Consider the following 13431-nt stretch of genomic DNA (forward strand, 5'->3'; position numbering starts at 1 on the left):
GTATGGGGAGAGGGGAGATTGTTGCAGGAGGATTTCTCTCTCTTACTAAAGAAAAAGACCTTGCCTCCTAGTGTACTGACTTCGGAGCAACTAGGGGGCAAGGGATAGGAGCGTTAGGGGGATGCCTTACAAATAGTTCTTACAAACTTGGTTGCAAGCAGAGGCCTAGGCTACGGGGCTACTCTCTATAGTCTCTTTGATAATCTCCCCAACTGTTGGGTGGGGGAATACTACAGAGGCCAACTCGTGTGCTTTGATGCCTCTTTCGATGGCAACGGCTATCACAACGATAAGTTCGCTGGCAGGATTGCCCAGCATGTGTGCCCCGAGTAGGGTATCGTCCTCACCGATAAGGATTTTGCACACCCCATTTGCCATCTCGTTCTCAGCAACGAATCGTCCGGCAAAAGCCATGGGCAACTGGTGCTTGCGATAGCTGATGCCCTCTTTTTTGAGTTGGTCTTCGGTCATACCTACGCCTGCAACTTCGGGCTGTGTGTAGATAATGCCGGGGATGGCTCGGTAGCTCATTTGGGCATTTTTGCCAAGCATATTATCAACGGCCACCTCTGCTTCGCGCACAGCTGTATGGGCAAGGAGTGAGTAGCCCGTTACATCCCCTGCTGCATAGACGCCGGGGAGCGAAGTGCGCATCGTTGCATCTACTTTTACTCCTCGTCCCTCCATCTCAAGACCGAGGGGAGAGAGCTTTTCAGTCACAGGGCGGCGACCCACGCTTAGTAGGATGCGTTCTGTTGGGATTACAAAACTATTGTCTTCAAACTCTACCGTTACGCCTTCGGGAGCTACGGAGGTGACTTTGTGTTGGAGGTAGAATTTTACGCCTAGCTTGGTGTATTCGGCACGTAGCAAGGCGCCCATTTCGCTATCCATACCGCCTAAGATCTCGGGGAGCATCTCGATAACATGTACCTCCACGCCCACACGATTGTAGAAAGCGGCAAACTCCATCCCGATAACGCCTCCGCCAATAATGGCAATACTTTTGGGGAGTTCTTTACTCTCTAGTGCTTCGCGGCTAGTCCAGTACTCCACAGTATCTAGGCCGGGGATAGGGGGGACGAAAGTCTCGCTACCCGAGGCGAGGAGGAGACGAGGAGCCGTATAGGTTTCTTCTCCTACCTTTACACTGTATTCTTCGGGTGTGGTTGGGGGTAATATCTCCCCTTCGCCGGTGACTACGGTTACCCCGGCGTTAGTCATTTTACCCTTAATGCCGGCAACCAGCTTGCGTACGACTTTGTTTTTGCGGGCATTTACTTTGTCCATCAAAAACTGGTCGGCCGAAGCCTCGATGCCGTACTTCTTGGCATCCTCAGTGAGGTGCCAAATCTTGGCGGAGTAGAGCAGCGTCTTGGTGGGTATGCACCCCTCGTTCAGACAAACGCCTCCAAGGGCACGTTTTTCTATCAAGAGCGTGTTAAGTCCTCCACGGGTAGCACGCTCTGCAGCTGTGTATCCGGCAGGGCCTCCCCCTAGGATGATTAAGTCGTGTGTAAGCATAGTCTTATTTCTTCTTCCCTTGGTTAGCAACGGCCTCTTGTAGAGCGCGGATTTCGTCGGGATCTCCCAAGAAACGATCGCTTACGAGGTTCATATTGTCGTCAAACTCAAAGAGGTAGGGTACGGCTGTGGGGAGATTGAGAGCTGGAATATCTTCGTCGGATATTTTCTTTAGCACCTTGATAATCCCTCGGAGGCTATTACCATGAGCTGCAATGATAATCTCATTGTTCTTGGCAAGGTCGGGCAGGATCACATTTTCCCAAAACGGAGTGATGCGCTCTACGGTGTCTTTGAGCGACTCGGTAAGGGGCAACAGTTTGGGATCTACTGCGGCATAGCGAGGGTCGGCAAGAGGGGCGCGCTTGTCGTCTCGGTCAAGAGCCAAGGGGGGGACGTCGTAGCTTCTGCGCCAGATATGTACTTGCTCATCGCCATACTTTTCTGCCATTTCGGCTTTGTTCAGTCCCTGCAAGGCACCATAGTGCTTTTCGTTGAGGATCCAAGTCTTCTCTACGGGGATCCAATCCAAATCCATCTCGTCTAGGACCACATTTAGCGTTTTGATGGCACGTTTGAGGTATGAGGTATAGGCTTTGGCAAAGCGGAACCCTTCGGCACGTAGCAGTTGTCCGGCTTTATGAGCTTCTTCTACTCCCTTTTCGGAGAGGTCTACATTGGTCCATCCTGTAAAGCGATTTTCTTTGTTCCAAACACTCTCGCCATGGCGGAGCATAACTAGTCTTTTCATATCAAGTCTTGTTATAGACGTTATTACAATTCCCTACAAAGATAGGCTAAGTTGGTCAAAGATAGCCGTTTTTATGCCCTTATTGTCACTGTTTTTCCGACGTATGCAGACGGACGATTAAGGGGGGCGATGTGTATAGCGCAGTGCGTGGTGCGGGCTCTTGCTCCGTGAGGGCGGTTGCATCTTCGTGAGGGGTGGATGAGATCTATTCGGCAGCCTCGGAATAGATGGGATGCAACACCGCCGACCTATAGGGGATATATTCCTACAGATCGGCGGCACTCAGTACCCCGGGCACATGGCACCAGGAGGATTCTGTTTCTATTCTTTTATCCTCTTTTCGCCATCTACAATGTAGATACCGGCGGGTAAATCCTTCCATTCACTCGAGAGACGGATGCCCTCAAGGTTGTAGATGTCGCGCTTCTTCTGCGGTATGTTGGCTTTCACCTCTCCGATGCTAGATGCTCCTTTACTGATGGTAACCCAGTCGGTTATGACCATATTGTCGGCACCGAAGAGGGTGTAGTAGCTAGAGCCTTTGATTTGGAATTCTTTCCAGTAGGCTCCCATAGGGGTGGTAATGGCGCAGCCGGTGAACTCGGGCTCCTTGTCCCACATATAGTCAATGCTGCCTACATACTTGTTTTCGCTGCTACCACCGCCCTTTACGCGCACGTTGCAGTGGTCAAACTTCCAGTAACCGGAGGAGAGTCCGGATTCCCCTCCACTAGCTTCGAGGGTGCAACCGGATACGGTGATCGTATTCCTGTTGAGAATGCCCAGACGGTTCTCTTTTTTACTGGCTGTTGTGGAACCATTTACTATGAGTTCTCCGCTACCTGTGAGAGTGCAAATGCCTCCATTGATCATCCCCACACTCCCCTCTGCAGAAATGGTGTTTTTGCCAATGAGTTGAATCTTTAGGTTGTCAATACCATGTATAATGCCAACACCATTATCTCCCTCTGCCGTGGTGTGGATAGTCGCATTATCGAGGGTGAGGGTCCTGGTGGTGTTGTCGTACTTCGCAGTACCCGTTACGCCTTCGATTATGGAGAGGTTGTTGCAATTGTTGGAATTAACCTTTGTACCGGCAATCTGGAGGTCGTATTCGGTCTGTGCCAGTGCTGTACCTACTCCCAGCGTAGCCACTAGGGCAAGGAGGATTGTGCGTAATGTTTGTTTGTTCATGACTCGTTTGTTCTTAGTTATAACAATAGGGTGAATGGTTTTATTTGCTTCTTTTCCCCTCAAAGCATAGGGTGAAGAAAGAAAATGCCTTTGCTTATTCCTCCGAGGAGGGGAGGGCAGTGCTGAGGCTTTCTGTATAGAACTTTCCCAATATTTTTATCCTATTCGGATTTGAGGGGTAATCATTGTTTTGTAATTCACCCACAAATGTAAATCTTTTTTCCAAGAGGTGAAAGTTGCACCATCAAGCATTCTACATAATGTAAAACCATGAAGATTTTACTGAGGAGAGAAAAACTTGTTTCCCCGATTGAGGAACCATCGTCCTTAACGTTACCGTCTTACCTAACGCCGGTCTGTGTATCAAGGTCGGTTGTTGAGAGGCTTTGATCTCGGGTTACTTTACGACTCTTTCCCGAATTAAAGTTGTACGAAACCTTAAGTCCGATGGAGCGAGACTGGATGTAATTAACCTGACGATGCTCAAAGTCGTCTCCCCACATCTTCGTCTCAAAGCGATGGTATTGTGAGAAGGGATGTTTTACCGTAAATGTTACGTCTAACTTATTATCCCAAAAACTCTTCTTCACGTAGAAGCTGTACGAATGGCTGTAGGAGTAGGTCGTACGCAGTTGTGGTGGATTGCCATTGTAATACCACGATGCCCCCAAGAACCATGCTTTGGAAAGTGAGATGTCTGCACTGACCATGAGTTTATTTTCCCAGCTCCGTTGCTGTATCCCCTGAGGGGCATAATCAAACAGATGATACCCAAAATCTCCGTAAAACAAGAGGGAGAGGGGTGTGATAGGACGCCAATTCATCCAAACACTAACACTAGGCTTCCGGTGTATCCCCGCATTGGCATAGGTACTGCACAGGATGTCGGGATTTGCTTTATCCCGGTAGCTTATGGGCATAATTGCATTGTTCGTCTGGTTGTATGCTGCGCTCAGACTAAGGTAATAGTTATTGGAAAATAGAGTGTACGACAGATTCAAATTATGCTGACGCTCCGACTCCAAATCGGGATTGCCAAAAGAGAGATCGTAAGGACCGGATTGACTTTTATATGGATTCAGACTCCAAATAGAGGGGCGGATGGGATTCATCTTATAGAAAAATGACAACTGTTGTCGATCTGTCAGATTGTAGGAGAGATTGAGTGTTGGTATCAGATGCAAGGCTTGCGTCTGAAAGTTTCGCTTCTCGTCTTGAGAAAAGGAGATCTTGTCGTACATAAATTCTCCTCGCAAGCCCAAGCTCATCCCGAAGTGACCCTTATTCCATGAATAGTTGGTGTAAGCTGATGCTACACTCTGTAACTGGTTCATTTCTCCCAACTGATAAAGAGGATTATCTATAGGTTGCCAATCTTTCTTTCCGTAGTCCCATGTATAGTACTCGGGATGGGAGCTACCTAAACGGATTATCTCTTTCGCCCCGATTTGTATGGCATGAGCACCTCCCCAACGGAACTGGTAATCACTTTGTAAGGCATGCTCATTCAAGCCACCTCGGGAGAGTTCTTTCCGACGAGTTTCGTCGAAAGGAGACTTCTCCCAAGAGGTAAATCCATCATGATACTGCCGCTCAGTTATATCGTTATATCGCTGATCGGGATTGTATGCGTAGCGATAACCAATGGAAAAACGAGGCGTTTTATCATCAGCGTAGAGTTTACGATAAATGAGATTCCCCTCAACAGAGCCTTCTAGTATGCTCGCCCTTCTGTTTAAGGTTGCATAACGGGGCGGTGCTCCAAGGGGAGAAAAGGTCTGCTGAGACACATCTTGGCTATTGATTGATGAGACAATAAAATGCCCATCGGCGTAGAGCATGTTGAGACTATCGAGGGTATATTCTCCCATGATGCGCCCTGTATGGTATTGGAAAATCCCTTTATCATCGCTCCCTTTTTGTGAGGATTTCAGTTCGCTGAGGGTCTGTGTATCTTTAAATGTGCGTCTATAAATTTCTACAGGTTGATTGGTATGTCGGGTATAATTGTAGTCGTAAGCAAGAGCGACACTCAGTTTCTCCTTAGTAAGTGTGAGAGAGGTAGCTCCCTCTATCGTGGGTATTGTAGAACCTCCTAGCGAGAGGGAGCCACTATAGCCATCAAGGCTTTTGTGGTTGGTAATGATGTTGAGGATTGCATCTCCTGCTGATGAATCGTAACGGGCATCTACTTGGGTAATTACCTCTACTCGTTTAATCGTATTGGCAGGGATACCTCGCAGCACCTCCGTGGGGCTCATTGAGGCAACACGAGAGGGCGTACCATTAATATAGACAGAAAAGTTAGACGAGCCTTTGATGCGAATGTTGCCTTCTCCGTCCACACTTACCAATGGAACGTTGCGGAGGGCAAATAGGAGGTTGTCGGTCTGTGCTAAGGCATCGTTTTTCATATCATAGGTCAAGCCTACGGGCGAGAGTTGAATTAACTTCCGGCGAGCCACTACTGTAACCTCTCCGAGGAGTGCCTCATCGGGGGCTAGTCGGATGGTATCGAGTTGGCTCAGGGGGCTCTCAACTGCTCGTTCACATGATTGGGTTTTGTAACCCAAAGAGTGAATTGTGAATCGGCCAAGACCCTCCGAGGGTACCTGTAATATAAACGTCCCATCATCTAGTGTAATAGCTCCTCCGGAGTGCTGGGTGTTATCTTTAGGCTGATACTCCACAGTTGCGTAGGGTATAGGACTATTGGTGAGGCTATCTACAACTACCCCTGTCACCTTACATGACTTACTTTGTGCCCATGAGCCCCAGGGGACTAAACTGAGACATAAAATACATATCCAGGAAAAACGAACCCTGTTTAGAACGTTAGTTGTAGATCTTTCGCACATACTCTAGTCAAATGTCTTTCTTTTACTACGCAGTACATCCCGTACTGCTTTCTTTTGCAATGGTATAAAATAATATTTGATTGAGCAAATATTGTTATATTATTTCGCTCGCTTCTGAGAGAGTACATGCCTTTTATTTGTCCCAAATTCAGGGTGGAAATGAAAAAAGTATTGCCCTACACTCGCGAGAATGTAGGGCAGAAAATTTTTGTTTCACAGCCTATTAGCCACTCCGATTCTGGGCAGAATCGTTTTCGTTTTTACCTGTCGGGTGTAGCGCTTTTAGGGGGGAGGGGAAAAAGGGAAAGGGTATTAGAGAGAAAGAGGGGAGAGGAGGCAGTAGAGCATTCCATCTCGTTTTATTGTATCTCAAAGAGTTGAGTCTCTAGGTGGAGGGCATCAATGCGGAGTAGTTTACCGGCGAGAGAAGTCCCCAACCCGAGGAGGGTCTTTATGGCCTCTAGAGCCATGGTGGAGCCGATAATGCCCGGCATGGCTCCGAGTACGGGTATAACCTCGGTATCGGCTTCGGTGTCAATCGTGCTGAATATATCGTGGTAGGCTCCGGCTCCCTGGTAGTGGAAAAGCGAGCATTGCCCTACAAAGTGCGAGACCGCCCCGTAGAGATAGGGGATACCCAGTTGCCGGGCTGTGCGATCCATAAGCTCACGGGTATGGTTATTGTCGCATCCATCAATGATAATATGGTACCCTTCTGCAATGGATTGGGCATTCTCTTCGGTAAAATAGTAGGGATAGATCTCAACCGAACAGTCGCTATTGAGGGCTAAGAGGCGGTTACGGGCGCACTCAGCTTTGGGTAGGTTAAGGTCGGCCTCTGAGTACAAGATCTGCCGCTGTAGGTTGCTTAGGGTTACTACGTCCCCCTCCACAATACCGATATGCCCCACACCGGCGGCAGCCAAATAGTAGAGAATGGGAGCCCCCAGTCCGCCGGCTCCTACGACCAACGCGCGCCGAGAGGCAAGCCGAGCCTGCCCCTCGAGACCAATCTCGGGGAGCAAACTCTGCCGTGAATAGCGCACTTTGGGGTCGAGTACTACATCCATTCGTCCCAGTCTTTCCATACGGGTTCGTATCCTTGAGCGCGGATGGCTGCTGCCATTTCGTCTACACTTCTGCCATCGTTAATCGCGAATTGCTCTAGCTCCGTATGCGGAGTGGCATACCCCCCCGGCTCTGTACTAGAGGCGGCACTCATAGTGGTAGCCCCAATGTGCATAGCCATATCGCGGAAGGCGGAGCTCTCTCTGGTGGATAGAGATATGTCTACTTCGGGGTCGAATAGGCGGTACGCACAAATTAATTGAGCCATTTGGCGGTCGTTGATCGGGTCGGTAGGCATAAAGGAGCCTACGTGGGGGCGCAATCGGGGGAGCGAGATGGAGTACTTAGTACGCCAGTGGGTTCGCTCCAGATACTGCAGGTGAAGAGCCGTAAAGAAGGAGTCGGTACGCCAATTTTGCAAGCCCAGTAGGGCTCCAATACCAATCTTATGCACACCGGCTTCTCCGCAGCGATCCGGAGTCTCTAGGCGGTAGCGGAAGTTGGCTTTGAGTCCCTTGGGATGGAATTGTGGGTAGGCCGCCTCGTTGTACGTCTCTTGATAGACGCAGACATAGCTCATCCCCGCAGCTACCAGGCGAGCATACTCCTCTGTGTGGAGGGGCTGTACCTCGAGAGATACCTGTGCAAAATGGGGGCGAACCGCCTTGATAACCTCTTCGTAGTAGTCCACCCCGGTGAGTTTTGGTGCCTCTCCCGAGACGAGAAGAAGGTGCCTAAATCCCCAATCCTTTAGCACGGCGATCTCTTTCATAATATCGTCGATGCTCAGCTTTACTCTATTGATTTGGTTGTGGCAATTGAAGCCGCAATAGATACAATAGTTGGCACAATAGTTGGAGACGTATAGCGGTACGTACATCTGAATGGTACGTCCAAAGCGGCGCAGGGTAAGCTCCTCGGCCTTGATGGCCATCTGCCGGAGATATGGCTCGGCAGCCGGGGAAATGAGTGCTTTGAAGTCCTCCAGATTGCAACGATCTTTGCCTAATGCCCTCAGCACATCAGCCTCTGTTTTGGCAAAGATGGAGGCCTCTTCTTCGTCCCAATTATGTTTGATTAATTCGTCGTAGTAGGTCATTTTCTTCCTTTCAAAGATAGGGACTCTTATAGATTGAAGTAGCTATCGACGGGCGAAGTGGCCGAAGCACTGTGAGCCACTGCCGGCAACCCTGCTTCGTAAGCTCGCCTACCTGCCACTACGGCTTCGCGGAAGGCTTGTGCCATGGCAACGGGGTCTCCTGCTGCCGCAATAGCGGTATTGACAAGTACCGCATCGGCTCCCATCTCCATGGCTTCTGCTGCGTGCGAAGGAGCTCCGATACCGGCATCCACTACCACCGGCACTCTGCTTTGCTCTATGATAATGCGTAGGAAGTCTCTCGTAAGAAGCCCTTTATTTGTACCGATAGGAGCCCCGAGAGGCATCACGGCGGCAGCCCCTGCGTCCTCCAGACGTTTGCACAAAATGGGGTCGGCTTGTATATAGGGCATTACAAAGAATCCCTCTTTGGCGAGTACCTCGGTGGCTTTGAGCGTCTCAAAAGGATCGGGGAGAAGATATTTTGGGTCGGGGTGGATCTCGACTTTTATGATGCGTGCGCCGAGAGCTTCGTAGGCTAGGCGTGCTGCAAATATAGCCTCATCGGCATTGTGCGTACCCGAGGTGTTGGGCATTAGATGCACTCCGGGGCGGCGAATTGCCTCTATCAGATCGTCGTGGTCGCTGTTGGTTTCCACACGCTTGAGGGCTACTGTTACAAGTTCGCTCCCCGAGGCTTCGATGGCGCGTTGCATGAGTTCGTTGGAGGCAAACTTGCCCGTTCCGAGAAATAAGCGAGACTGAAAGGTTTGCCCTGCAATGGTTAATTGTTCCATAGGTAAAGTACGAGATTTAGAAATATTGATCGCTGAGTTGTACAAGTCGGGCACTCTCGGCTTGAGGATCTGTAGCGTGGTTGATAATGCCGGAGAGGGCAATGCCTTGTACCCCTACACCTGCTAAGGTGGAGAAGTCGCCAGCAGTAATCCCTCCAATGGCAATGAGGGGGATAGGTTGAGGTAGGGTGTGATTAAAACGGACGAGGGCGGCCATGCCCTTTTCGCCAAGCAGCGGACTGAGGAGCTTCTTCGTTTGAGTGGTACGGAAGGGGCCTATCCCCACATAGTCCACCCCTTGCAGAGAGCGTAGGGCTAGGTCTTCGATCCGATTGCAGGTGGCTCCTACTATCTTGTCCGTTCCCAAGATGCGGCGGACGTCGGCAGGGGGGAGGTCGTCGAGCCCCACGTGTACGCCATCGGCATCCGAGCGAAGAGCCGCCTCCACATCATCGTCTATAATCAAGATCGCCGAGGGATAAGGCTGCATCTCTTGGCGGATGGCTTGTGCGGCTATAACTCGTTCTTCGGTCGATGCCGTCTTCATACGAAGTTGTATCCAGCGTACGCCCCCTTGCAACGCGGCTCTGCATTGGTTGAGTATCTCCTCCAAATCGGGGCTATCGGTAATGAATTGCAACTTTCCTCTTCGCAGCTTCTCGGCCTTGAGTCTCTCTCCGGAGGGAGGGAGAATTGCGAGACGCGTCTTGCCGGAGCGGCGCAAAGCATCTACGTACCATTGCCCTTTGCGGCAAGCTTCGGAGAGTGTTTCCCCTTGAGCCAGTGCCGTGGCGATAGCCGCAGATAGGGCGCAACCGGTGCCGTGCTTATCGTGGGGAGTGCGTGGTACTCGGCTCGATTGGGCTTCGCGGTGGGGTTGATAGAGTACATCGCAAGAGCTATCTCTGTTGGCGGAATGCCCTCCCTTGAGTAGGATAGCTACATGGAACGTATCTGCCACTTGCTGCAACTTGTGCTCCCAATCGGCACCAAAGAGCCGTTCTGCCTCGGGTAGGTTGGGGGTAATTAAGGAGCAGCAAGAGAAGATTTTGTGGAGAAGATTGGGCGTCCAATCGGCGTGTAGGGGATCTCTCCCATAGCTGGGTTGCAAGATGGGGTCCCATACAATCTGCCGAACTCCTGCCTCTTGTAGCAGGGCGCCTATAGTGTACACATTTTGGAGCGAAGCCACAAGACCAATCTTGGCCGCATGGGGTTTGTGACGCTTGAGTAATTGCCGGAGTGCAGGGATAAAGTCCACACTTTGGCACGATACGAACTCAAATTCATCTTGAGTGGTAAGGCAGGTCGTAACCGATAGAGGGTAAGCCCCAAGGCGTTCTATGGTGCGAACATCGGCCGTAAGCCCTGCCCCCGAAGAGGGGTCGTGCCCGGCCAGAGTTAGTACCTCGGGGCGAGCGAATCGCAAAAAAGACTCTTCCATGGCATCCACTTGCTCGGCGAGGTAGCCCAGCGTAGCCCCTCCTGCAAATCCATAGGAGCGCACGAGGGGGTAGTTGTCCGGAGTGATTCCGCCCAAGGCAAGCACGGGGAAGGGGAGCTTAGGAAGTCTAGATCGGCATTCGTCCAAATCAATATTCGCGTGGTATCCGCCCTTGGAGATGCTATCGAAGACGGGGCTGAGCAAAGCCAAGTCGGGGCAGAAGGGGAGAGACTCTAGTTCGTCCAAACTATGCGCCGACGCTGTAATGCGTTGGATTTGAGCTACCTCTTGCCAATGCTTCCACTCTTTTTGTCGGGAGCCCCTGAGATGAATCCCCCCAAGACCTGCCACGGGTACCAAGTGAAAGTAGTCCGCCAAGATGACCTTACTGCGGTGGCGAGGCTCAATAGCTCGGATACAATCTTCGTACTGCTCCTGGGACGCATCGGGCAAGCGCAAGAGCAGCATAGACAAGCCTGCCCCTAGTAGTGCATTATAGTATTGCACTACCTTGGGAGTGGCATTGGGTGGGGTTATAGCCAGTAGCATGGGCTGTGAAGGGTTATTCTTCTCCCTCTTTTATACGATCGTGGAGGTTCTTTGAGGCACGCATAGAGCAGAAGTGCTCACCACACATGGAGCAGAAATGCGCCGTCTTGTGTCCTTCGGCAGGGAGCGTCTCGTCGTGGAATTTGAGAGCCGTCTCGCTGTCGAGTGCAAGATGGAATTGGTCGCGCCAGCGGAATTCGTAGCGTGCCTTGCTCATGGCATAGTCGCGGAAATAGGCTGCCGGATGTCCCTTAGCAAGGTCTGCTGCATGGGCTGCAAGTTTATAGGTGATAACGCCTTCTTTTACGTCGTCTCTATTGGGTAACCCGAGGTGCTCTTTGCGTGTTACGTAGCAGAGCATAGAGGTACCAAACCAGCCGATCATGGCTGCCCCTATGGCAGAAGTGATGTGGTCGTACCCCGGAGCAATGTCTGTAACCAAGGGGCCGAGTGTATAGAAAGGAGCTTCGTTGCATAGGTCGAGCTGGAGATCCATATTCTCACGAATCTTTTGCATGGGTACGTGTCCGGGGCCCTCGATAATCACCTGTACGTCGTGTTTATCTGCGATACGAGCCAATTCGCCTAGGGTGCGAAGTTCTGCAAATTGTGCCTCATCGTTAGAGTCTGCAATGCAGCCGGGGCGTAATCCGTCACCTATGGATACTGCCACATCGTAGCGAGCGAGTATCTCACAAATATCTTCAAAATGCTCGTAGAGGAAGCTCTCTCTCTTGTGCGTTGTACACCAACTTGCCATAATAGCACCGCCGCGCGATACAATACCCGTGAGGCGATTCATACTAAGGGGGATGTGCTGCCAGCGAAGCCCTGCATGGATGGTAAAGTAGTCCACTCCCTGCTCGGCTTGCTCTATAAGTGTGTCTCGGTAGATCTCCCAAGAGAGCTTGGAGGCATCGCCTTTTACCTTCTCAAGAGCTTGGTAGAGGGGAACGGTGCCCACGGGTACGGGTGAGTTACGTACGATCCATTCGCGCGTTTCGTGGATGTTGCGCCCTGTGGAGAGGTCCATGATGGTATCAGCCCCCCAGCGTGTTGCCCAAACGGCTTTTTCTACCTCCTCTTGTATCGAACTTGATATAGGCGAATTTCCTAGATTGGCATTGATCTTAACAAGGAAGTTTCTCCCTATAATCATGGGTTCACTCTCGGGGTGATTGATATTTGCGGGGAGTATGGCGCGCCCGGCAGCGATCTCATCTCGTACAAACTCCGGCGTAATAAGTTCGGGAAGATGAGCGCCAAAAGACTCTCCTTTCTCCTTCTTATAGTACTCCTTAATCTCGTCGCAAAGTTGATTTTCGCGGATAGCAACGTACTCCATTTCGGGGGTAATAATGCCTCTACGAGCGTAGGCGAGCTGGGTTACTCGCTTGCCCGGAGCCGCTACGAGGGGGTGATCTTCGATGTGCTCGAAGCGGAGGTGGTCGAGGCTTTTGTCGGCACGGCGCTCACGGCCATACTCCGACGAAAGAGCTTCCAAGCGGCAGGTGTCTTGACGGTCTTCGATCCATTTGGCACGCAACTTGGGCAAGCCCTTATGGGGGTCGGCCGTGTAGTTGGGATCGGAGTAGGGCCCCGAGGTGTCGTATACCACTACAGATTCGTTTTGTATGGTGTTGCCCTTCTCGTCTATCGTGGGCGAGAGGTCTATGCGGCGCATGGCTACACGGATATCTTTGAACTGCTTACCGGGTACGTAGATCTTGCTACTGCCGGGCAGTGCCCCAGTGGAGATGGGGAGGTTTTCGGTTTGGTCTTTTGCTCTCATTTTTATCTCTTTATGAGGTTTGATTGTTTCTATTATTTATATGATTATGGGGGATAAATAGGAATGGAACTGAGGGTAGAGTCGCAGTCTTCGGCTCCTCTTCCGGCTTATCATCCCCCCTTTACGGCACCTATAATAAGGACCTTATTACCCTCGTATAGGGGTGTATCCGGCCAAGCTACTCGTTTGATTATTGTCTGATCTATGGCCACGGCAACATGCCCCTCGGCATGCCCAAGTTGGGTCATAAGGTCGAAGAGGGTAGAGCCCTCTGGGGTATTGTGTGGATGTCCGTTGAGTATGATTTGCATAACTCTCTCCTTTCTTTATTACTTCTTTGCGTCATAGAAAACCC

At 50.9% G+C, this 13431-nt stretch carries 10 protein-coding genes; all 10 read right to left on the bottom strand.

What is annotated here, in order from left to right; genetic code table 11:
• Positions 1-165: 165 nt before the first annotated feature.
• The 10 genes from lpdA to thiS all read right to left on the bottom strand — a co-directional run bounded on the left by lpdA (position 166) and on the right by thiS (position 13387).
• Entirely contained in the window at positions 166-1524 is a 1359-nt protein-coding gene (lpdA, locus tag ACTTHR_RS06420) for a dihydrolipoyl dehydrogenase (RefSeq protein ID WP_442605575.1), read from the bottom strand.
• A gap of 4 nt (positions 1525-1528) precedes the next feature.
• Positions 1529-2275: a 2,3-diphosphoglycerate-dependent phosphoglycerate mutase gene (gene gpmA, locus ACTTHR_RS06425; RefSeq protein ID WP_276774738.1), complete on the bottom strand. Its 747-nt coding sequence runs from the start codon at positions 2273-2275 to the stop codon at positions 1529-1531.
• 321 nt (positions 2276-2596) lie between these two features.
• A complete protein-coding gene (locus ACTTHR_RS06430; RefSeq protein WP_311552411.1) occupies positions 2597-3469 on the bottom strand; it encodes a hypothetical protein in 873 nt (290 codons plus the stop codon).
• A gap of 341 nt (positions 3470-3810) precedes the next feature.
• The gene (locus tag ACTTHR_RS06435; protein WP_442605576.1) at positions 3811-6213 is read right to left on the bottom strand and encodes a TonB-dependent receptor domain-containing protein; all 2403 of its coding nucleotides are present in this window, start codon (positions 6211-6213) and stop codon (positions 3811-3813) included.
• Positions 6214-6686: 473 nt separating this feature from the next.
• On the bottom strand, positions 6687-7415 hold the full coding sequence (locus ACTTHR_RS06440) for a HesA/MoeB/ThiF family protein (protein WP_315333293.1): 729 nt from the start codon (positions 7413-7415) through the stop codon (positions 6687-6689).
• Positions 7388-8494 (bottom strand): 2-iminoacetate synthase ThiH, encoded by a 1107-nt coding sequence (gene thiH, locus ACTTHR_RS06445; RefSeq protein ID WP_442605577.1) that lies wholly within the window; start codon positions 8492-8494, stop codon positions 7388-7390. Before thiH ends, ACTTHR_RS06440 begins: the two co-directional genes overlap by 28 nt.
• 26 nt (positions 8495-8520) lie before the next feature.
• Positions 8521-9291 carry a thiazole synthase gene (locus tag ACTTHR_RS06450; protein WP_276774727.1) on the bottom strand — a complete coding sequence of 257 codons (771 nt, stop codon included), beginning with the start codon at positions 9289-9291 and terminating at the stop codon, positions 8521-8523.
• A gap of 16 nt (positions 9292-9307) precedes the next feature.
• Positions 9308-11284: a thiamine phosphate synthase gene (gene thiE, locus ACTTHR_RS06455; RefSeq protein ID WP_442605578.1), complete on the bottom strand. Its 1977-nt coding sequence runs from the start codon at positions 11282-11284 to the stop codon at positions 9308-9310.
• Positions 11285-11297: 13 nt separating this feature from the next.
• Positions 11298-13076 (bottom strand): phosphomethylpyrimidine synthase ThiC, encoded by a 1779-nt coding sequence (thiC, locus tag ACTTHR_RS06460; protein WP_442605579.1) that lies wholly within the window; start codon positions 13074-13076, stop codon positions 11298-11300.
• Positions 13077-13186: 110 nt separating this feature from the next.
• The gene (gene thiS / locus ACTTHR_RS06465; protein WP_442605580.1) at positions 13187-13387 is read right to left on the bottom strand and encodes a sulfur carrier protein ThiS; all 201 of its coding nucleotides are present in this window, start codon (positions 13385-13387) and stop codon (positions 13187-13189) included.
• Between the last annotated feature and the right edge of the window lie 44 nt (positions 13388-13431).

The sequence above is a fragment of the Porphyromonas endodontalis genome (assembly GCF_052173515.1).
GTDB classification, from domain to species: domain Bacteria; phylum Bacteroidota; class Bacteroidia; order Bacteroidales; family Porphyromonadaceae; genus Porphyromonas; species Porphyromonas endodontalis_A.